Source organism: Kitasatospora sp. MBT66, assembly GCF_000710405.2.
Classification (GTDB): Bacteria; Actinomycetota; Actinomycetes; order Streptomycetales; family Streptomycetaceae; genus Kitasatospora; species Kitasatospora purpeofusca.
Window position 1 is genome coordinate 415,134 of sequence record NZ_JAIY01000003.1, and the last position, 20,552, is coordinate 435,685.

Here is a 20,552-nt window from a genome sequence, read left to right on the forward strand (position 1 = left end):
CCGCCTCCCCCTCGTCCCGCCCCCCGCCCCACCCGCACCACAGGAGCTGATCCCATGGCCATCACCCTCGGCGTCCACGCCAGCAATCCCTCCCTCTACTACCTCTCCCGACTCGACTACCTGGCCGAGGAGTTGGCACCGCTCGGGGAGACCGGCGAGTTCCACCGCTACACCGACGGGACCCGCACCGGCGAGCTGCTGGCGGAGGGCGTGATCGACTTCGGCGGCACGGGCTCCACCCCGCCGGTGACCGCCCAGGCCGCCGGCCACGACCTGGTCTACGCTGCGGTCTCGGCGCCCCGGCCCGACCACGGCGCGCTGCTGGTGAGCGCCGACGGACCGGTGAAGTCGGTCGCGGACCTCAAGGGCGGCACCGTCGTCCTGGCCATCGGCTCCTGGCAGACCCACCTGCTCGCCAAGGCCCTGCATGCGGAGGGCCTGTCCTACGCGACCGATGTCACGGCCGTCCGCCCGGCGGCGGGGGAGGACCAGGCGCGGCGGCTGCGCGAGGGCGCGATCGCCGGCTGGATCGCCCAGGGCGCCGAACTGGCGGCCGCCCGGCGCGAGGGCGGGTTCCGCGAGCTGGTCCGCACCGGCGACGTCATCACCGACCGCTCGGTGTTCTTCACCCGGCGCGGCTTCGCCGTCGACCGGCCCGAGGTGGTCGCGGCGATCGTCACCGCCCTGCGCCGCGCGGACGCCTGGGTGGCCGCCAACCTGTCCGAGGCGGCCGCGATCGCCGCGGCTGACCTCGGCGGCAGCGCCGAGGACTGGCGGACCGCCCTGGCCGGGCTGCCGTGGCGGCTGGAGCCGGCGACCGCCGGGTTCGTCGCCGAGCAGCAGGAGGCGGCCGACATCTTCCACCGGGTCGGCTTCGTCGACCGGCAGGTGGTCGTCGCCGACGCCCATCTGCCCGCCCTGGAGGCCCCGGTGGCCGCGGCGGCGACCGCGGACCCGACGGCCGCCGCCGCCGACACCCGGGCGGTCTGACCGATGGCCTCCGAATTCCTCTGGTACATCATCCCGCGCGAGGGCCACTACCCCTGGGAGCCGTCCGGACGCCGCCCGGTCGACCTCCGCTACCTCCAGCAACTCGCCGGCAGCGTCGAGCGGTTGGGCTACACCGGTGCGCTGCTGGCGACCGACCTGCACGACGTGTGGGACCTCGGCAACGCGCTCGCCGCCGCCACCACCCCGGCGTTCAAGCCGCTGCTCGCCGTGCACCCCGGGCTGATCTCGCCCACCCTGCTGGCCAAGATGGCGCTCAGCTTCGACCACCTGCACGGCGGCCGGCTGCGCTTCAACGTGGTCAACGGCTCCACCGAGCAGCTGCGCGAGTACGGCCTGCACGTCGAGCACGACGACCGCTACCGCCTCAGCGCCGAGTACTGGTCGATCGTCAAGCGCCTCACCGCCGGCGAGGTCTTCGACCACAAGGGGGAGTTCTACGACCTCCGGAACGCCGGGGCGAGCCTGCGCGAGCTCACCCCGGTCCAGCCGGGCGGCATCCCGCTCTGGTTCGGCGGCAGTTCGGCGGCCGGGATCGAGATGGCCGCCGAGCACGTGGACGTGTACCTCACCTGGGGCGAACCGCCGCAGCAGCTCAAGGAGAAGCTCGACCTGGTCCGGGAGCGCGCCGCCGCGCACGGACGGACCCTGCGGATCGGCCTGCGGCTGCACCTGATCGTCCGCGACACCGAGGACGAGGCCTGGGCCGCCGCCGACCGGCTCCTCGACGTGACCAGCGAGGCCACCTACGCCCGCCAGCTGGGCGGGGTGCGCGGCGAGGACGGCGTCGGCTGGCAGCGGCAGTTCCGGCAGCACGGCGGCAAGGTGCCGGCGCGGGCCCGGGAGCTGGAGGTCCACCCGAACATGTGGCCCGGCATGAGCCTGTTCCGCCCCGGCCCCGGCACCGCCGTGGTCGGATCGACGGCCCAGGTGGTCGAGCGGCTCCAGGAGTTCGAGTCGCTCGGGGTGGACACCTTCATCCTCTCCGGCAATCCACTGCTGGAGGAGGCCCACCGGGTCGCCGAGACGGTGCTACCGGCGCTGGGCGTCCGACGCCGGTAGGGCGCCCGGGAGGAGGGGGAACGGCAGCGGCGAGGTCAGCGCCAGCTGCCGGGCGAAGCGGGCGGCGGTCCGGAGGAGGTACATCCGCACGACGGGCTCCCGAGATCTCGAAGGACGCGTACGGACGGTCCCGTACCCGCGGTCCAACGAGCGCGGTGCCCCGCCGGTCACGCATCGACCGGCGGGGCACCGCGTGTTCCGTCCCGGGGGCGCTCCGGCGGCCCGGCGCGCGCCTCAGCGGCTGAGCGCGTCGATCTCCGCGAGCTCCTCGTCCGTCAGCGGACCGCCCGCCAGCGCGTCGAGGTTCTGGTCCAGCTGCCGGACGCTGCTGGCCCCGATGATCACCGACACCACCCGCTCGTCCCGCAGGACCCAGCTCAGCGCCAGCTGCGCCAGGGTCTGCCCGCGCCGCTCGGCCACCTTGTTCAGCGCCCGCAGCTGGTCGAGCTTCGCCCCGGTGAGCGCCTCCTCGCGGAGGAACTTGCCGACCGACATCCGCGACCCGCTCGGCACCTCGCCGGAGAGGTAGCGGTCCGTCAGCAGCCCCTGGGCGAGCGGCGAGAAGGCGATCAGGCTGGTCCGGGTGTCGGCGACCGCGTCCAGCACGCCCTCGTCCTCGACGTGGCGGTTGAGGATCGAGTACGAGCACTGGTTCATCAGCACCGGCGTGCCCAGGTCGCGCAGGATCGCCACGGCCTCCCGGTGCTGCTCCGCCGGGTAGTTGGAGATGCCCGCGTAGAGCGCCTTCCCGGACCGGACGGCGGAGGCCAGCGCGCCCATGGTCTCCTCGAGCGGGGTGTTCGCGTCGTAGCGGTGCGAGTAGAACACGTCCACGTAGTCGAGGCCCATTCGGCCCAGCGACTGGTCCAGGCTGGCCAGCAGGTACTTGCGGCTGCCGCCGTCGCCGTACGGCCCGGGCCACATGTCGTAGCCGGCCTTGGAGGCGATGAACAGCTCGTCCCGGTACGGGCGGAAGTCCTGCGCGAACAGGTGGCCGAAGTTGCGCTCGGCGCTGCCGTACGGCGGACCGTAGTTGTTGGCCAGGTCGAAGTGGGTGATGCCCCGGTCGAAGGCCCGGCGCAGCACCGCCCGCTGGACGTCCAGCGGTTGGGTGTCGCCGAAGTTGTGCCACAGGCCCAGGGAGACGGCCGGGAGCAGCACACCGCTGCGGCCGGCCCGGCGGTAGGTCATCGACGCATAGCGGTCATCCGCAGCGAGGTAGCTCATGCCGGACATCCTGCCAGGTGGGGACCGGCCGGCCGAGGGACGGGCCGCGGCCGCCGGGAGCCGCACCCGGGGTGCCGGGGACGGCCCTTGCCCGGAGCGCGGGCCGGTGCCTATGCTCGCGGGAGATCGTGGATCGTGCGCGTGCGAGCGGAGGGGGCCGGAGCGATGTGCGTCCGTGCCGTCGACCTGCGCTGTTGTCGCCCCCGCAGCGCCGCGTGCTGAACGCCGGTCCCCGAACTCCCGACCGGCCCCGCGCGATCCGACCCTTCGGTGCTGCCCCTGCGTGAGCGGCCGATCGCGGGGCGCTCCGCCGGGCCGCCGCGCCGGCCGTCCGCCCACCGAGCGCCCCCAAGGAGACCGCTGTGCGGTTCATCGTCTCGTCCCTCGCGTCCAATGTGCCCGATCCCGTCACGGGCGTGCGGCGCACTCCGCACGAGAAGGTGCACAACATCATCGACCAGGCCGTCACCGCCGAGCGTCTCGGCTTCGACGGCTACGGAGTGGGGGAGCGGCACGGCGAGCCGTTCCTGTCCCCGGCTCCGGCCGTGCTGCTGAGCGCCGTCGCCGCCCGCACCTCGGTGATCCGGCTGTTCACGACCGTCACCGTGCTGTCCGTCGCGGATCCGGTCCGGGCGGCGGAGGAGTACGCCCTCGTCGACCAGATCTCCGGCGGGCGCCTCGAGTTGATCATCGGCAAGGGCAACGATCCGCGCCTCTTCGAGCAGTTCGGCCTGGCGGAGGAACGGCAGTGGGAGGCGCTCGCCGAGAACTACGGTCTGCTGCGCCGGCTCTGGCGGGAGGAGAAGGTGACCTGGGAGGGCAGCACCCGGCCGCCGTTGCACGCGGTCACCACCTGGCCGCGGCCCCACCAGGAGCCGATCCCGGTCTGGCACGGCAGCGCGACCAGTACGCTCTCCACCGACCTGGCCGCCCGCTACGGCGATCCCCTGTTCTCGGCCAACACCTCGCACCCGATGGAGCAGTACAAGGCGCTGGTGGACCACTACCGGGAGCGCTGGGAGCACTACGGCCGCGCCCCGGAGGACGCCCGGGTCGGCACGGGCTTCGGCGGACTGTTCGTCGCCCGGCGTTCGCAGGACGCGTTCGCCGGCTTCCGCCCGTACTGGGAGGCGACGGCGAAGTGGGCGGCGGGGCGGCGGGGCGGCTCGACGTTCACCTCGCTGGAGGACGCCGTCGAGCGCGGCTCCCTGCTGGTCGGCAGTGTGGAGCAGGTGATCGAGAAGATCCACCGCTATCACGAGGCCTTCGGCAACGAGGTGGTGGGCGTCGGTGTGGACCTGCTCACCGAGGGGGCCCAGCGCGAGCAGCTGGAGCTGTTCGCGGGCGAGGTCGCGCCGGTGGTCCGGCGTGAACTGCCGTCCCGGCGGCCCTGATCGGCTCCGACGGGGCGCCGCTCCGCCGTCGGTGACGCACCGTGGCCGGCGGTGGCCCGTGAGGTGACGCGCGCCACGGTCCGCGGGCGAGTGCCGTGCGGTTTTCCTGGGGACGACGATCTCGCAGGGCTGTGGACCGCCGGGGGGCGGCCCACGGTCCACCGTCCACGGTCGCGGGTCGACCGGACCCGGTTCGTGGGGCGCGTCCCGAGGTTCTGTACCTACTGGTATGTACAGCAAGCTGTACCAGTAGGTACAGTGGCGGCCATGGCAACCCAGGACCGCCTCATCGAGACCACCCAGGAACTCCTCTGGGAGCGCGGCTACGTCGGCACCAGCCCCAAGGCCATCCAGCAGCGGGCAGGCGTCGGCCAGGGCAGCATGTACCACCACTTCGACGGCAAGTCCGACCTCGCCGCCGCCGCCCTGCGCCGCAGCGCGGAGCAGATGCGGGCCGTCGCCGAGGCCGACCTCGCCGGTCCCGGGACGGCCTACGAGCGGGTCGCCGCCTATCTGGGGCGCGAGCGCGACGCCCTGCGCGGCTGCCGGATCGGCCGGATGGCCCAGGACCCGGACGTGGTTGCCGACCCCCGGCTGCGCGCGCCCGTCGAGGAGACCTTCGACTGGTTGCGCGGGCGGCTCGCCGCCGTGATCGCCGAGGGGCAGGCGAACGGCGAACTGCGGCCCGGGGCCGAGCCCGCCGACCTCGCCGCCGCCGTGGTCGCCGTGGTGCAGGGCGGCTATGTGCTCGCCCGCGCCGCCGACAGCGCCGAACCGTTCGAGCGGGCCGCCCGCGGCGCCCTCGCCCTGTTCGCCGCCCACCGCCGCGACTGAGCGGCGGCACAGCTCCCGACACGTCCACCCGGAGTCCGCCGTGCACGCGATGCAGTACGAGATCACCCTGCCCGCCGACTACGACATGCGCACCGTCCACCGCCGGATCGCCACCAAGGGCCCACTGCTGGACAGTTGGCCCGGCCTCGGCCTCAAGGCGTACCTGGTGCGCGAACGCGGCCTGGACGGTTCGCCGGTCAACCAGTACGCGCCGTTCTACCTCTGGCGCACCACCGAGGGCCTGAACGCCTTCCTGCTCGGTCCCGGATTCCGCACCCTCTGCGCGGACTTCGGCCGCCCCGCCGTCCGGCACTGGATCGGCGCGGGCCTCCGCCGGGGTCCGGCGACGGGCGCCCCCGCGGCCGACGGCCCGGCCGCGGTCGGTCCGGCCGGTCCGGTCGCCGCCACCAGGCTGACGGAGCGGCTGCCGGAGGGCGCGGACCCGGCCGAGGCCGTCGAACGGGCCCTGGCCGAGCTCCCCGACCACCCCGACCTGCACACCGCCGCCGTCGCCCTCGACCCGGCCCGCTGGGAACTGCTGCGGATCGCCCTCTGGCGCGCGGACGCCCCGGCCGGGGCGCCCGGCACCCGCTACCGGGTGCACCACCTCTCCAGCCCCGAACTCGACCGGCTGCCCGTCGGCCGCCACTGGTGAAAGGACCGTCCCGTCCCGTGAATTCGGCAGCCACCACTCCGACACCGCCCGCCGACCGCCACCTCGACGCGGGCCTGGTGCCCTCCCCGTTCGACCGCGCCGCCGGCCACGCCCTGCTCGCCGAACTGGCCGGCGAGCGGACCCGCTCCGGCACGCTCGGTCCGCTCGACGAGCTCGCGCCGGGCTTCGCGGACTGGATCGTCACCGCGCTCTTCGGTGGCACCTACCAGCGGCCCGGACTCGCCCTGCGGGACCGCCAGGTGGCCAACCTGGCGGCGCTCACCGCGCTCGGCGGCGTCGAGCCGCAACTCGCCGACCATGTGCGCAACAGCCTGCGGATCGGCCTGACCAGGACGGAGGTCACCGAGGTCCTGGTCCACCTCGCGCCCTATGTCGGCGTGCCCAAGGCGCTGGCCGGACTGCGCGTCGCCGCCGCCGTTTTCACCGAGACCAAGACCGAGACCGAGACCGAGGCCGAGACAGAGACCGAGACCGAGGCGGAAGCGGCCGCCGCCGCTGCGGGGGCGCCCGGGACCGGGGAAGCGGCGGAGTGAACGCCCCCGGCAGCCGGGTCCGCACCGTCCTCGGCGACCTCGATCCGGCCGAACTCGGCGTCTGCGACGCCCACGACCACCTCTTCCTGCGCAGCCCCAGGCTGCCGGGGGAGGAACTGGACGATCCCGCCGCCGCCGAGGCGGTGCTGCGGGGCTTCGCGGCCGCCGGCGGCCGGGCGTTCGTCCAGTGGACGCCCGCCGGGATGGGGCGGCGGGCCGACGCGCTGCCCGGACTCTCCCGGGCGACCGGGGTCCACCTGGTCGCGGCCACCGGGCTGCACCAGGCGGTCCACTACGACCCGGCGGAACTCGACCGGCGGTACGAGGGCCTGGCCGCCTTCTTCACCGCCGAGCTGACCGCCGGGCTGCGGGGTGCCCCCGAGGGCGTCCGCGCCGGACTCGTCAAGGTGGCGGGCGACTACCACGGCCTCGACCCGCACACCCGCCGGGTGATGGCGGCGGCCGCCGAGGCGCACCACGCCACCGGCGCGCCGATCGCCGTGCACCACGAACTCGGCACCGCCGCACCCGATGTGCTCGACCTGCTCTGCGAGCGCCTCGGCGTGCCGCCCGAGCGGGTGGTGCTCGGGCACCTCAACCGCTTCCCGGACCTCCGGCTGCACCGCGAACTCGCCGCCCGCGGCGCCTTCGTGGCCCTGGACGGTCCCTCGCGGGCCAACCACGCGACCGACCACCACCTCTTCGACACGGTGGCGGCCCTGGTCGAGGCCGGGTACGGCGACCGGGTGCTCCTCGGCGGCGACACCACCACCCGTACCGCCCGTTCCGCCCCCGGGCCCACGCACCTGCTCACCGCCCTCGCGCCCCGGCTGGCCCGGGCGTTCGGCCCCGAGGTCCCGCACGGCATCCTCACCGCCAACCCGGCCCGGGCGTTCGCGGTGGAGTGGCGGGGCTGAGCCCGGCCACCGCCGTCCGGGGGCCGGGCCCCGGAGCCCGCCGACGTCACAAGGCCGACGTCACAAGGCCGACGTCACCAAGCCAGCGCCACAAGGCCGACGTCACCAAGCCGGCGCCACAAAGCCGACGTCACATGTGGGTGCCGCCGTCGATCCGCAGCTCGGTCCCGGTGACGAACGCGCCGTCGTCCGAGGCGAGCATGGCGATCACACCGGCGACGGTCTCCGGCCCGGCGAAGCCCTGCCCGAGCGCGGGCGAGAGCTTGGCGAGCAGGCTGAAGTCGGCGTCCGCCGGCAGGCCCGGGTTGTTGGTCATGCCGCTGTCGATGCTGCCCGGCGCGACGCACACCGCACGCAGCCCCTGCTTGGCGTACTCGGCGGCGATCGCGTGGGTGAACGACTGGATGCCGCCCTTGGTCGCGGCGTAGGCGGCCATGTAGGGGTGGGCGAAGGTGGCGGAGGTGGAGCTGAAGTTCACCACCACGCCCTTGCCGCCGGCGAGCAGCGCGGGCAGCGCCTCCCGGGTCATCAGGAAGGTCCCGGTCAGGTTGACCGCCACGATCCTGTTCCAGAACTCCAGGCTGGTCCCGTGGGTGTGGGCGGAGCGCAGGATGCCGGCCGCGTTGACCAGGACGTCCAGACCGCCGAGCGCGGCGACCGCCTCGGCCACGACGGTCCGAACGGCGGCCTCGTCCGACACGTCCAGCACCGTGGTGGTGAGGCGGTCAACGGTGCCGTCGGCGGTGGCGCGGTCCAGGGTGGACTTCAGGCCGTCCTCGTTGACGTCGACGGCGACGACCCGGCCGCCCTCGGCGAGGATCCGGTGCACGGTGGCCCGGCCGATGCCCGAGCCGCCGCCGGTGATCAGGACGTTCCGTCCGGTGAAGCGCTCCATGGTGGTTCTCCGTTCCGTTCGTGGTCTCTCGACCTCGCTGACACGGTACGCCTGAATGACACGTCGTGCCAAAAAGGCTCGACACGCCGTATCGACGTGAGATGCCACCGATCCCTTCGTCCGCGTACGCTGTGCCCGTGACCGGACGTCCGACCCTGAACCAGCGCCGCCGCGAGAGCACCCGGCTGGAGATCGCCCAGGCCGCGGCCGAGCTGTTCGCCGCCCGCGGGGCCGAGGCGACCACCGCCGAGGAGATCGCCACCGCCTCCGGCATCTCGCTGCGCACCTTCTACCGCTACTTCTCGGAGAAGGAGGACGCCGTCGCCCCGCTGCTCGCGGCCGGCGGTGAACGCTGGGTGCGGCTGTTCACGGAGAGCGCCTCCGACCTGCCGGTCCGCGAGGCGCTGGAGCGTTCGGCGGCGGAGTCCCTGAGCCCGTCCGACGCGACCGCCGTCGAGGCCCTGCGCTGGACCCGCGACCTGCTGCGCGACCCCCGGCTGGCCACGGTCTGGCAGCGGGTGCACGCCGATTCCGAGGAGCGGCTGCGGGCCGCGATCGCCGACCGCTGCCCGCCCGGCACCGACCTGCTGGAGATCCGACTCGCCGCCGCGGCCGCCACCGCCGCGATCCGGGTCGCGCTGGAGCAATGGGCACGCTCCGGCGCCCCGGCCACCGGCCCCGGTTCGCCGCGCGACCTCGGTGCCCGCTGCATGCGCGAGCTCACCGCCGGCCTCGACCTGTGGACCCGCGTCAACTGACGCCGCCTCCGTCACCCGCTCCGCCGCAGCAGCCGCAGCGGCCGCAGCAGGCGGAGCAAGGGCCGGAAGCACATCCCCACGGCCCGCTTCTCCTCCTCAAGACCGAGGGCGTCACCGCTGGTCGGCGGGGGCGGGGGGCACTCCGGAGCGGCTAGGCTGGGTGGTCGCGCCTCGGCGACGGTGCCCCACTGCGGACGGGGGAACCGGGGCGGCCCTCCCGGGTGTCCTTCCCCCGGGGGCTGGGGAGTACGAGGCGTGGGAGCAAACACGACATGGGTCTGACGAGCCACAAGGTGCTGGCACTGACCGTTCTGATCGCCGTCGCGGCGATGGTCGGGACGGTCTGGCTGTGGCCGAGACTGTCGAAGAAGAGCTGGAAGGCCGTCCTCGGCCGGATCGGCGCCCTGCTCGCCACCCAGCTGGCGGTGCTCGCCGCGCTCGGCCTGGTCGCCAACAACTACTTCGCGTTCTACAGCAGCTGGGACGACCTGCTGGGCACCGGGGACAGCGGGCCGGTGGTCATCCACAACAAGGTGGACGCCTCCGGCCGGCTGCGCGTCGAGACCATCGGCCACGCCGAGGTGCAGGGCGGCGGCGCGCTCGGCCGCGACCGCGACAAGTCCGGCGAGATCCGCGAGGTCCGCATCGACGGCGCCACCACCCGGCTCTCCACCGAGGGCTACGTCTACCTGCCGCCGCAGTACTTCCAGCCCGAGTACGAGCAGAAGCAGTTCCCGGTCCTGGTCGTCAGCACCGGCTTCCCGGGCATCGCCAAGAACCTCGTCACCCGCCTCAACTACCCGGGCGCGGCGCTGAAGCTGCTCCAGGAGGGGCGGATGCAGCCGACCGTGCTGGTGCTGGTGCGCCCCTCGCCCGCGCTGCCGCAGGACACCGAGTGCGAGGACGTCCCCAACGGCGCGCAGACCGACGCCTACTTCGCCAAGGACGTGCCCTCGGCGATCCAGGCCACCTACCGGGTCTCCGCCGACCCGAAGTCCTGGGCGTTCATGGGCAACTCCACCGGCGGCTACTGCGCGCTCAAGCTGGCGATGCGCCACCCCGACGTCTACCCGACCGCCGTCTCGCTCTCCGGCTACTACCAGGCGGCCGACGACCCGAGCACCGGCGACCTCTACAACGGCAGCGAACAGCGCCGCAACGAGGCCGACCTGATGTGGCGTCTCAAGAACCTGCCGCAGCCCGCGATCTCCGTGCTGCTGGCCGGCACCCGGGAGGGCGACGGCAACTACCGGCGCGAGACCGAGGCGTTCGTGGCCGCCGCGCACGCCCCGATGAAGGTCTCCTACAGCATGCTGGAGGCCGGCGGCCACAACTTCGAGACCTGGAGCAAGCTGCTCCCGTCCTCACTGGAGTGGATCTCCCAGCGCCTGACCGTCCCGGCCGCGAGCCCGTCGGCCTGACCGTCCCTGCCGCCGGTCGGCCGGTCGGCCGGTCGGCCCGACCGGTACGGCCGGGCGTCCGTCCGGGAAGGCGTCCGTGCGGGCAGGCGCTCAGGCCACCTGCTCCAGGGTGCCGGTGTGCAGCTCGCCGACCCGGCCGCCCTCGCCCTCGTACGTCCAGAACGCGCGGACCGTCATCCGGGCCAGGTCCATCACGTGGCTCACGGTGATGCCGCTCACCTCGGTCCAGCTGACGAAGTAGAGCTGCGGGCCGACCTCGGCGACGTGCAGGGAGACGTCCTCCCACTGGCCCGCCGACTCGCCGAGGCCCTCCCAGCGCAGCCGCTTGCCGTCGGCCGAGTACGCGTTGCGGAACGCCGCGCCGTTGTCGACCCGGAACAGGAAGGTACGGCCGGCGAAGGCGGGCGGGGACGCGGTCATGGCGGGGCGGGTCTCCTCGTCTCTGGACGTGCTGTCGTGGTGCTCGCTGCGACCCGGACGGTTCCGGACGCGGATGGATCTCCAACCTATCCGACCACCCCGCCTCCGTGGCGCACTTTCCCCGCCGGACCCGCCACCACGGCCACCGCGGCCCCCACGGCGACCCGGAACGGCCGCTCGGGAGCGCGGGGCGGCGGTGTGAGCTGCGCGACAACAGCCCCCGGAAGGTTGTCCGTGCGCGGACGGCCTGCCTAGCCTGCAGAGGCTTCCGCCGCAGCGGAGCCCCGCCGTCGGGACGCCGAGTCCCGTCCACCCGCCGGCCGGCAATCGAGCACCACAGCGGACGGGAGCGGGGGACCCAGGTCAGTGCCCGGCCGCGCGCCCAGAGCGTGCGAGTCGCGGCTAGGGGTGAAGCCGCTCTCCGGACGGCCGGGCAACCTCGCGCCCGAACCCGACAGCTCACCTCGTAGGCGTCGCAGAGGACCACTGCCATGCCCACTGCCTCCCCGCAGCCTGCGCCGAACCGGCGCGCCCTCGGCCGCCACCCCGCGCCCCGCCACGCCCGTCCCTCCCACCGGGGCCGCAGCGCCGCCCTCGCCGCCACCGGGGCGCTCGCCGTCACCGGTGCCGGACTGCTCGGCCTGCCGGCCGTGACCGGCGCCCAGGCCGCCGCCCTGCCGACCGTCACCCAGGACAAGCTCGCCCCGGCCGCCATGGTCGCGGGCAAGGCGGCGACCGGCTCGCTCACCCTGCACTCCTCGTCCTGCTTCACCGCGAAGACCGTCGGCGTCGGCATCCGCGACGCGGCCGGGCACAACCTCGACTTCCCCGGGAACAAGAGCAACGTCCAGGTCTGCCCGGCCGGCCTGACGGTCACCACCGGCGCGCGCACCCTGGCCGCCGGCACCTACACCCAGTTCGGCTTCTGGCAGGACAGCACCGGCGGCTGGCACAACCTGCCCTCCCGCGAGCTCGTCGTCTCCGCCGCCACCCCGACGCCGACGCCGACCCCCACGCCGACGCCCACCCCCACGCCGACGCCGACCACCCCCACCACGGGTGCCCCGGTCGCGGGCAAGACGCTCACCTGGTCCGACGACTTCAACAGCCTCGCCCTGGGTTCCCGCTGGACCGCCGACCGGAGCAGCTCCTACCACTACGGCGACCACAACCCGAACGACAACAAGCTCGACTGGCTGAACAAGAACAACGTCGCCGTCTCCGGCGGCGTCGCCACCTTCACCGCCCGGCCGGGCACGCACACGCTGGAGAACGGCAAGCAGGCCTGGGACACCGGCCTGCTCACCACCGAGTACTCCAGCGAGGGCTTCAAGGTGAAGACCGGGGACTACATCGAGACCCGGGTCAAGCTCCCGGCCGGCACCGGCGCCTGGCCGGCGCTGTGGACGTGGAACAGCACCAGCGGCACCCACGGGGAGATCGACTCCTTCGAGTACCACAGCGACAACCCGAACCTGCTGGAGCTGACCAACCACATCAACCCGGGCCACCTGTACGTCACCGACGCCAAGGCGATCGCCAAGGACAGCTGGGTCACCGTCGGCACCCACTACGGCGCCACCTCGGTCGACTGGTACATCAACGGCACCAAGGTCTTCTCCGACGGCAAGGGCGTCGGCGCCGGCTGGACCGCGTACCCGATCCTCAACCTGTCCCTGAGCGCGGGGAACTACCACCCCGCGCCCTCGGGCACCACGCCGATCACCTTCGCGGCGGACTACGTCCGGGTCTACCGGTAGCAGTCACCGGTCCGGGGCCGACGGTCAGACGATCGGCCTCGGACCGGTGGACTCGACGACCTCGATCGTGAACGGCTGCCGGTTGTTGCTCTCGATCCGGTCGTCGTCGCCGCGCACCGCGACATAACCGCCGGCCAGCGTGCCGAGGGGGACCTCGGGGGAGAGCCGGAGCGGGATCAGCGCGGTCGCGCTGCGGAACTTCGGCAGACCGGCCGGGAAGGTGCAGCGCACCCGGTGGCCGTTCTGGAACTCGTAGCAGTTCTCCGGGAAGAACGGCGGCTCGGCCGTGACCCCCTCGGGCAGGGTGATCACGACGGTGAACGGCGAGGCGGTCCGGTCCGGGCCGAGGTTGCCGACGAAGGCGTGCAGGACGGTGGTGCCGCCGGGCGCGGCCGGGTCCGGGTCGATCCGGACGACGTAGAGGTCGGAGTTCGAGGGCACGGCCGCCACCGCCGGGTCGGCGGTCGTGCCCGGGGCCGAGGCGCCGGGGTCACCGGCCCCCGGTGCCGGGGCGCTCGCCCCGGGCGCGGGCGCCTTGTCGTCCGGCGGACAGACCGCCCCGGCCTGTCCGGCGGCCAGCACCGCCACCACGCACCCCGTCACCAACGACCTGCCGAGAAGCTTCCGAACGGAACCGCTGCGGGTCATCGCCGCTCACCCAACCCTTCGTGTCCGGCACACCCGCGTCGTCGCGGGCGGCATCCGGACCAGCGTCGCCGAAGGGTCTCCGGGGCCGCGGCGACCCGCCCTCGGACGGCCCGAAGGGTGGCTCGAACGGGTGAACGCCCGGGCGCGTCGCTCGCACTGAACGTACGTCAGGGTGCCAGGACCTGCCCCAGCCGGGCCGCGATCCCGTGCATCACCGGCACCAGCGAGGCCGCGCCGGCCTGCTCCTCCAGCGCCCTGATCCGGGCCTCCGGACCGGAGACGGAGAGCGCCGTCGGGGTCGGAGCGCCGGGCACGGCGAGGGCGATGCAGCGCACCCCGATCTCCTGCTCCTGGTCGTCGACCACATAGCCGCGCTCGCGCGCCTCGGCCAGCTGGGCCATCAGCTCCTGCGGGTCGGTGACCGTGTGCGGGGTGTGCGCGGGCAGCGGGTTGGGGCCGAGCACGGCGCGCGCCTCCTCGTCGGGCAGCTGCGCCAGCAGCGCCTTGCCGACGCCGGTGCAGTGCGGCTGCACCCGGCGGCCGACCTCGGTGAACATCCGCATCGAGCGCCGCGACTGCACCTGCCCGACGTAGACCACCTCGCCGCCCTCCAGTACCGCGAGGTTGGCGGTCTCGCCGGTGGCCTCCATGAGTTCGGCCAGGTAGGGGCGGGCCCAGCTGCCGAGCAGTCGCCCGGCGGTCTCGCCGAGCCGGATCAGCCGCGGGCCGAGGGTGTAGCGGCGCGCGGTGTCCTGGCGGACATAGCCCTGCTGCACGAGGGTACGAACCAGGCGATGGATGGTCGGCATCGGCAGTCCGGAGGAGGTGGAGAGCTCGCTGAGCGTCGCCACGCCGCCGGAGTCGGCGAGCGCCTCCAGCAGTTGGAAGGCCCGTTCGACGGACTGCACCCCGCCGCCGGTGCGCTCCGGCGCCGTCGTGGCGGGCGCCTTCGGGGCGCCGCCCTCGCCGTTCGCGGTGCTCCCGCTGCTTTCGGTGCTCTCACTGCTCTCGGAGGTCGGGGCCACCGGCGTTCCCTTCGCGGTCGGAGGAGGAGTACAGTCCCAGCGATCATCTCAACAAACCGTTGAAATTCTGTATCGCGGAAACTAGTCTCCACCTTACAGAATCAAGCCCTCCACTTAGGAGTGTCCTGCTCATGGCTGCAGATCAGGGACCCGGAGCTTCCCCCACCGCTCCGGTCGTCACGGTCGCGGGTCCGCGCGTCCACCGGGCCGAGGAGGTGCTCACTCCGGAGGCGGTCGCCTTCGTCGTCGGCCTGCACCGCTCCTTCGAAGGCCGGCGCCGCGAACTGCTCGCCCGCCGCCGGGAGCGCCGTGCGGAGATCGCCCGCACCGGCACCCTGGACTTCCTGCCCGGCACGGCCGACGTCCGCGCCGCCGACTGGCGGGTCGCCGAGGCGCCGAAGGCGCTCCAGGACCGCCGGGTCGAGATCACCGGCCCCACCGACCGCAAGATGGTGATCAACGCGCTCAACTCCGGCGCGAAGGTCTGGCTCGCCGACTTCGAGGACGCCACCTCCCCGACCTGGGAGAACGTGGTGAGCGGTCAGATCAACCTGATCGACGCCTTCGAGGGCCGGATCGACTTCGCCACCGACGCGGGCAAGAGCTACACCCTGCGCCCGGCCGCCGAACTCGCCACCGTCGTGGTCCGCCCCCGCGGCTGGCACCTCGACGAGAACCACCTGCTGGTCGACGGCGAGCCGGTGGCCGGCGCGTTCCTCGACTTCGGCCTCTACTTCTTCCACAACGCCGCCCGGCTGCTCGCCCGCGGCGCGGGCGACCCGAACTCCGGGCCGTACTTCTACCTGCCGAAGACCGAGAGCCACCTCGAAGCCCGGCTCTGGAACGACGTGTTCACCCACGCCCAGGCCGAGTTGGGCATCCCGCACGGCACGGTCCGCGCCACCGTGCTGATCGAGACCATCACCGCCGCCTTCGAGATGGACGAGATCCTCCACGAGCTGCGGGACCACGCCGCCGGCCTCAACGCCGGCCGATGGGACTACCTGTTCTCCATCGTCAAGAACTTCCGCGACGCCGGCGAGCACTACATCCTGCCCGACCGCAACACCGTCACCATGGCCTCGCCGTTCATGGCCGCCTACACCCGGCTCCTGGTGCGGACCTGCCACCGGCGCGGCGCGCACGCCATCGGCGGCATGGCCGCGTTCATCCCCAGCCGCAGGGACCCCGAGGTCAACGCGGCCGCGCTGGAGAAGGTCCAGGCCGACAAGGACCGCGAGGCCGGCAACGGCTTCGACGGCTCCTGGGTCGCGCACCCGGACCTCGTCCCGGTCGCCCGCGCCTCCTTCGACGCCGTGCTCGGCGACCGCCCGCACCAGAAGGACAACCCCGGCCCGGACGGGCCGGTCACCGCCGACCAGCTGCTCGACATCGCGGGCGCCGGCGGCAGCTGCACCCGGCACGGGCTGCACAACGCCGTCCAGGTCGGCATCCGCTACATCGAGGCCTGGCTGCGCGGCCTCGGCGCGGTCGCCATCTTCAACATGATGGAGGACGCCGCCACCGCCGAGATCTCCCGCTCGCAGATCTGGCAGTGGATCCACAACGACGTCGTCCTCGCCGACACCGGGGAGAAGGCCACCTCCGACCTGGTCCGCCGCCTGGTCGCCGAGGAACTCACCGCGCTGCGGGCCGAGGTCGGCGACGAGGTGTACGCCGCCGGGCGCTGGCGCGAGGCCGCCCAGCTCTTCGAACAGGTCGCGCTGGCCGAGGAGTTCGCGGACTTCCTGACCCTGCCCGCACTGCCCCTGCTCGGCTGAGGTCCCGGCCCGCACCGCCCCTGCCCGGCCGAGGCCCACGCTACCGGCCGGGCACGCCGCCGGGTCCCCGCCGGGGCGGCGCACTCGGGCCGCCGGGTGCGCCGTTCCGTACGACGACACCCGGTCCGGCGACGCTCCGCCCGGCGGTACTCGGTGGAGCGGCACTCGACAGGGCGTCGCGGCCCGTCACCCGTTGCGGCAGGTCAGTGCGTCACCGAGGGAGCTGCGCCGGTAGAGCACCCGGCGGCCGTGCCGGGTGCGGTCCAGCAGACCGGCCGCGGTCAGCGCCCCCAGGTGGCGGCTGACCGCGCCGGGCGTCACCCCCAGCCGGTGGGCGAGCTCGGTGGTGGTGGCGGGCGACGCCAGCAGGACCAGCAGCCGCGCCCGCGCCGCGCCGACCAGTCCGACCAGGGCGGCCGGCGCCCCGCCCGGCCCGGCCCGTGCGGCCAGGCCCTCCGCCATGGTCGCCCGGCCGCGCGCCGGATAGACGATCAGCGGCGGGCCGTCCTGGGTGATGTCGGTCTGCGCACCGAGCCCGGCCAGCGTCGGGATCAGCACCAGGCCCCGCCCGGCCACGTCCACCGAGGTGCCCAGCGCCTGGACCGCCGGATTGGAGTCGTTCAGCCGCAGCACCCCGGCCCGCCAGGAGATCCGGCCGTCGAGGTCCGCGAACAACCCCTCGGAACCGCGCTCCGAGAGCATCCGGCCCCGGTGGGCGAGGTCCGCTTCCAGCACCTCCCGCGCCCGCGGCCACCAGGCGGGGGCCAGGCAGCGCGTCCAGTACGCCGACAGCGCCTCCGCCACCCGGTCCCGCAGCTCCACCGGGCGGTCGACCAGCGCGGTGAGCACCGGCGGCAGCGGACTCCCGTCGCCGGAGTAGGCGGCCAGCACATCCGTCCTGACCTCCTCCGGCGGGGTCCCGGCCAGCTCCGCGAGCTCGTCGTGGAAGTCCGGCCGGGGCACCGCGGGGCGGGGCGTCAGGAAGTCCGGCACAAAGGCGTTCGGCGTGATCAGCGCGTCCAGCAGCGCGGTGTCCAGGGTCTCCCAGCGGTCCTGCCAGCCGGCGATCCAGGGCTGCTGCTCCGGGTAGTACCACGTCCAGCGGCGGGCGCGCAGGCCCAGCACCGCCTCCTGCAGGGGGGAGTAGGCGAACCAGGTGGCGGCGAGGTCCTCGACCCCGAGGCGGAACTCGAACATTGACCGTAACGGTAAAAGAATTCCGCCCGTCCGGGAACCCCGCTGTCCTTGGTGCATGACTTCCTCCCCCCGCACGGGGGCGCGCCCGCGCGCCTCCGGCCGACGCCTCCTGCCCGCCGACCCGCTGCTGCGCAGACTCGTCCTGATGGCGCTGGTGAACTCCGTCGGGGACGGGCTCTTCGTCACGGTGAACGTGCTGTTCTTCACCCGCTCCATCGGTCTGACGCCCACTTCGGTGGCGCTCGGCCTCACCGTCGCCGGTGTGTGCGGGGTGTTCGCCGGGGTGCCGATGGGGCGGCTCGCCGACCGGGTCGGGAGCAAGCAACTGCTGCTGGTGGTGGGCCCGCTGGAGGCGGCGGCCGTGCTCGGCTACGCCTTCGTGCACTCCTTGGCCGTCTTCGTGGTGCTGACCTGCGCCGCGACGGTGCTGTCGCGCGGAGGGGCGGCGGTGCGCAGCGCGCTGATCGCCCGGGCACTTCCCGCCGAGGGGCAGGTGCGGTCGCGGGCGCTGCTGCGCTCGGTGATGAACGCGGGCCTGGTGGTCGGCTCCGGCGGTGCGGTGCTCGCGCTGCAGGCCGACAGCTACACCGGATACGTGACCATGATGGTGCTGGACGCGCTGAGCTTCCTGGGTGTGACGGTGCTGCTGGCGGGCCTGCCGGTGTCGGCGACCACCACGGCCGGAACGGGTACCGGGGGTGCCGCCGCCGACGGATCGCGCGGTCCCCGGACGGCGCTGCGCGACCGCCGGTACCTGCTGGTCACGGCGCTGCACGCGGTACTGGAGCTCCAACTCGCGGTGCTGATGGTGGGGTTGCCGCTTTGGATCGTGCTCGGCACCGGGGCCCCGGCGGCGATGGTCGCGGCCGTCAATGTGGTCAACTGCCTGCTGGTGGTGGTGTTCCAGGTGCGGGCGAGCCGGGGTGTCACCGATGTGGCGTCGGCGGCGCGGGCCTGCGCGCGCGGGGCGCTGCTGCTGGCGGGCGGGTGCCTGGTCTACGCGGCGGCGCAGTACGGCCCGGCCTGGGCGGCGGCCGGCGCGCTGCTGGTGGGGGCGCTGGTGCACACCCTGGGGGAGCTGCTGACCTCGGCGGGCGGGTGGACGCTCAGCCTGGACCTGGCGGACCCGCGCTCGCACGGCGAGTACCAGGGGGTGTTCATGAGCGGGCAGGCGGCGGCGCATGTGATCGGGCCGCTGGTGGTCACGCTGACGGCGGTGGACCACGGGGCGGTCGGCTGGGTGGTGCTGGCGGGGGTGTTCGCGCTCGCTGGACCGGCGCTGACGGCGGCCGCGCGGGGACCGGCCCCGGGTGCCGCCCCGGCTGCGGCCGTCCGCCCCGGCTGAGGCCGGGACCCGGCCCGTCGCGCACCGGTGCGGGCGCCCCACGGGGGTGGGAGCCGGCTCCGGTGCGGCGGCACGCCGCGGCCCCGGACCCTCGCCGTGGGTCCGGGGCCGCGGTCCGCCGGCCGGGCGGGCCGGACCGGGAGAGCCCGGGTCCGACCGACCGGCGGAGTCCGGGTGACGCACCGTCCCTGGGGCGGCCCGGAGTTCGGGTGGAGCGGCGGAATTGAGAGGACGGATCGTCAGATCGGGCGGGCCGCAAGCTCCTTGGCGGCCCGGGCGCAGGCCTGTGCGATCCGGTCCTCGTTCACCGTGGTGAGCTGACCCTTCTCGACGACGGCGTTGCCGTTGACGAAGAGCACGGCCAGCGGCGGCAGCGCGCCGAGGGCGAGCGCCGCGACCGGGTCGGCGATCGAGGAGTGCATGATGCCGTCGACCTTCCACAGCGCCAGGTCGGCGAGCTTGCCGGCCTCGATCGAGCCGATCTCGTTGTGCCGGCCGAGCACCCGGGCGCCGCCCATGGTGCCCAGGCGCAGCGCCTGCCGGGCGGTGAGCGCGGTCGGGGTGCCGTGCAGCCGGTTGATCAGCAGGGCGTTGCGCAGCTCGGTGCCGAGTTCGCCGGACTCGTTGGAGGCGGTGCCGTCGACGCCGAGGCCGACCGGGACGCCGGCCGCCAGCATGTCGGGGACCCGCGCGATCCCGGCGGCCAGCCGGGCGTTGGAGGACGGGCAGTGGGCGACGCCGGTCCCGGTCTCGGCGAACTTGGCGATGTCGGAGTCGTTCATGTGGACGCAGTGCGCCATCCAGACGTCCTCGCCGAGCCAGCCGACCGACTCGAAGTAGTCGGTGGGGCCCATCCCGAACAGTTCCTTGCAGAAGGCCTCCTCCTCGGCCGTCTCGGAGCCGTGGGTGTGCAGCCGGACGCCCTTGCGGCGGGCGAGTTCGGCGGACTCGCGCAGCAGCCGGGTGGAGACCGAGAACGGCGAGCAGGGCGCGAGCGCGATCTGCAGCATCGAGTCGGCGGAGGCGTCGTGGTAGCGGTCGACGGCCTCCTCGGAGGCGGTGAGGATCGCGTCCAGCTCCTCGACGGCGTGGTCCGGGGGCAGGCCGCCGTCCTTCTTGCTGCGGTCCATCGAGCCGCGCAGCGCGGTGAACCGCAGGCCCAGCTCCTGGACGGCCTCGATCTCGGCGCCGAGGATGTCGCCGCCGTCCTTGGGGAACACGTAGTGGTGGTCGGAGGCGGTGGTGCAGCCGGACTTGAGGAGCGCGGCGGCGGAGCCCTGGGCGGCGGCGTGCACGAGCCGGTCGTCGATCCGGGCCCAGGTCGGGTAGAGGGCGACCAGCCAGTCGAAGAGGATGTTGTCCTGGGCGAGGCCGCGGGTGATCCACTGGTAGAAGTGGTGGTGGGTGTTGACCAGGCCGGGGGTGACGAGGTGGCCCTCGGCGTTGATCCGGCGTACCACGTTGTCCAGCCAGGCCGGGGCGGGGCCGTTGCCGACCGACTCGATCCGGTTGCCGAGGATCACCACGTGGCCGCGGGCGTACTCGGTGTCGTGGGCGTCGACGGTGGCGATCGCGGCGTTCTCGATGACGATCCGCTGATCGGCGGGCGGGGGCTGGACTGCCATGGTGACTCCAAGGGGGAGGGCCGGGC

At 73.9% G+C, this 20,552-nt stretch carries 19 protein-coding genes and 1 riboswitch; of the genes, 12 read left to right on the forward strand and 7 right to left on the reverse strand.

The window, feature by feature from the left end; genetic code table 11:
* The first annotated feature begins 54 nt into the window (after positions 1-54).
* Positions 55-990 carry an ABC transporter substrate-binding protein gene (locus tag BI06_RS03770; RefSeq protein WP_043465034.1) on the forward strand — a complete coding sequence of 312 codons (936 nt, stop codon included), beginning with the start codon at positions 55-57 and terminating at the stop codon, positions 988-990.
* Positions 991-993: 3 nt separating this feature from the next.
* A complete protein-coding gene (locus tag BI06_RS03775; RefSeq protein ID WP_030392010.1) occupies positions 994-2,070 on the forward strand; it encodes an LLM class flavin-dependent oxidoreductase in 1,077 nt (358 codons plus the stop codon).
* Positions 2,071-2,304: 234 nt separating this feature from the next.
* Here BI06_RS03775 and mgrA read toward each other — a convergent pair whose 3' ends face one another.
* Positions 2,305-3,297, reverse strand: a complete 993-nt coding sequence (gene mgrA / locus BI06_RS03780; protein ID WP_043465037.1) for an L-glyceraldehyde 3-phosphate reductase — start codon at positions 3,295-3,297, stop codon at positions 2,305-2,307.
* Positions 3,298-3,659: 362 nt separating this feature from the next.
* On the opposite strand from mgrA, the gene BI06_RS03785 reads away from it, so the two are divergent.
* From BI06_RS03785 to BI06_RS03805, 5 genes are all read left to right on the forward strand, one after another.
* Positions 3,660-4,691: an LLM class flavin-dependent oxidoreductase gene (locus tag BI06_RS03785; RefSeq protein WP_043465040.1), complete on the forward strand. Its 1,032-nt coding sequence runs from the start codon at positions 3,660-3,662 to the stop codon at positions 4,689-4,691.
* A gap of 267 nt (positions 4,692-4,958) precedes the next feature.
* Positions 4,959-5,525 (forward strand): TetR/AcrR family transcriptional regulator, encoded by a 567-nt coding sequence (locus BI06_RS03790; RefSeq protein ID WP_043465043.1) that lies wholly within the window; start codon positions 4,959-4,961, stop codon positions 5,523-5,525.
* A gap of 40 nt (positions 5,526-5,565) precedes the next feature.
* Entirely contained in the window at positions 5,566-6,180 is a 615-nt protein-coding gene (locus tag BI06_RS03795) for a DUF4865 family protein (RefSeq protein ID WP_043465046.1), read from the forward strand.
* Between the two features lie 17 nt (positions 6,181-6,197).
* A complete protein-coding gene (locus BI06_RS03800) occupies positions 6,198-6,734 on the forward strand; it encodes a carboxymuconolactone decarboxylase family protein (RefSeq protein ID WP_233289993.1) in 537 nt (178 codons plus the stop codon).
* Positions 6,731-7,651 (forward strand): phosphotriesterase, encoded by a 921-nt coding sequence (locus tag BI06_RS03805; protein ID WP_043465049.1) that lies wholly within the window; start codon positions 6,731-6,733, stop codon positions 7,649-7,651. Before BI06_RS03800 ends, BI06_RS03805 begins: the two co-directional genes overlap by 4 nt.
* Positions 7,652-7,781: 130 nt before the next feature.
* On the opposite strand, the gene BI06_RS03810 is transcribed toward BI06_RS03805, so the two are convergent.
* Positions 7,782-8,546, reverse strand: coding sequence for an SDR family NAD(P)-dependent oxidoreductase (locus BI06_RS03810; protein WP_043465052.1), 765 nt, complete (start codon positions 8,544-8,546; stop codon positions 7,782-7,784).
* A gap of 137 nt (positions 8,547-8,683) precedes the next feature.
* Here BI06_RS03810 and BI06_RS03815 point away from each other — a divergent pair, with 137 nt between their 5' ends.
* A complete protein-coding gene (locus BI06_RS03815; protein ID WP_233289994.1) occupies positions 8,684-9,304 on the forward strand; it encodes a TetR/AcrR family transcriptional regulator in 621 nt (206 codons plus the stop codon).
* 272 nt (positions 9,305-9,576) lie between these two features.
* Positions 9,577-10,725, forward strand: a complete 1,149-nt coding sequence (locus tag BI06_RS03820; RefSeq protein ID WP_043465056.1) for an esterase family protein — start codon at positions 9,577-9,579, stop codon at positions 10,723-10,725.
* A gap of 90 nt (positions 10,726-10,815) precedes the next feature.
* Here the strand turns inward: BI06_RS03820 and BI06_RS47660 are convergent, their stop codons facing one another.
* Positions 10,816-11,145, reverse strand: a complete 330-nt coding sequence (locus BI06_RS47660; protein ID WP_030392020.1) for a MoaF N-terminal domain-containing protein — start codon at positions 11,143-11,145, stop codon at positions 10,816-10,818.
* 322 nt (positions 11,146-11,467) lie between these two features.
* Positions 11,468-11,633, forward strand: a riboswitch (cyclic di-AMP (ydaO/yuaA leader).
* 3 nt (positions 11,634-11,636) lie between these two features.
* On the opposite strand from BI06_RS47660, the gene BI06_RS45870 reads away from it, so the two are divergent.
* Positions 11,637-12,905: a family 16 glycosylhydrolase gene (locus tag BI06_RS45870; protein ID WP_255360184.1), complete on the forward strand. Its 1,269-nt coding sequence runs from the start codon at positions 11,637-11,639 to the stop codon at positions 12,903-12,905.
* Between the two features lie 24 nt (positions 12,906-12,929).
* Here the strand turns inward: BI06_RS45870 and BI06_RS47665 are convergent, their stop codons facing one another.
* A complete protein-coding gene (locus BI06_RS47665; RefSeq protein ID WP_149030250.1) occupies positions 12,930-13,553 on the reverse strand; it encodes a hypothetical protein in 624 nt (207 codons plus the stop codon).
* Between the two features lie 167 nt (positions 13,554-13,720).
* The gene (locus tag BI06_RS03840) at positions 13,721-14,461 is read right to left on the reverse strand and encodes an IclR family transcriptional regulator (RefSeq protein WP_030392023.1); all 741 of its coding nucleotides are present in this window, start codon (positions 14,459-14,461) and stop codon (positions 13,721-13,723) included.
* A gap of 248 nt (positions 14,462-14,709) precedes the next feature.
* Here BI06_RS03840 and aceB point away from each other — a divergent pair, with 248 nt between their 5' ends.
* Positions 14,710-16,359, forward strand: a complete 1,650-nt coding sequence (aceB, locus tag BI06_RS03845; protein ID WP_043465060.1) for a malate synthase A — start codon at positions 14,710-14,712, stop codon at positions 16,357-16,359.
* 186 nt (positions 16,360-16,545) lie between these two features.
* Here aceB and BI06_RS03850 read toward each other — a convergent pair whose 3' ends face one another.
* Positions 16,546-17,556 (reverse strand): helix-turn-helix transcriptional regulator, encoded by a 1,011-nt coding sequence (locus BI06_RS03850; RefSeq protein ID WP_043465062.1) that lies wholly within the window; start codon positions 17,554-17,556, stop codon positions 16,546-16,548.
* 55 nt (positions 17,557-17,611) lie between these two features.
* Between BI06_RS03850 and BI06_RS03855 the strand changes: the two genes are divergently transcribed.
* The gene (locus BI06_RS03855) at positions 17,612-18,901 is read left to right on the forward strand and encodes an MFS transporter (protein WP_051740194.1); all 1,290 of its coding nucleotides are present in this window, start codon (positions 17,612-17,614) and stop codon (positions 18,899-18,901) included.
* Positions 18,902-19,140: 239 nt separating this feature from the next.
* Here BI06_RS03855 and BI06_RS03860 read toward each other — a convergent pair whose 3' ends face one another.
* Positions 19,141-20,526 (reverse strand): 8-oxoguanine deaminase, encoded by a 1,386-nt coding sequence (locus BI06_RS03860; protein ID WP_030392027.1) that lies wholly within the window; start codon positions 20,524-20,526, stop codon positions 19,141-19,143.
* Between the last annotated feature and the right edge of the window lie 26 nt (positions 20,527-20,552).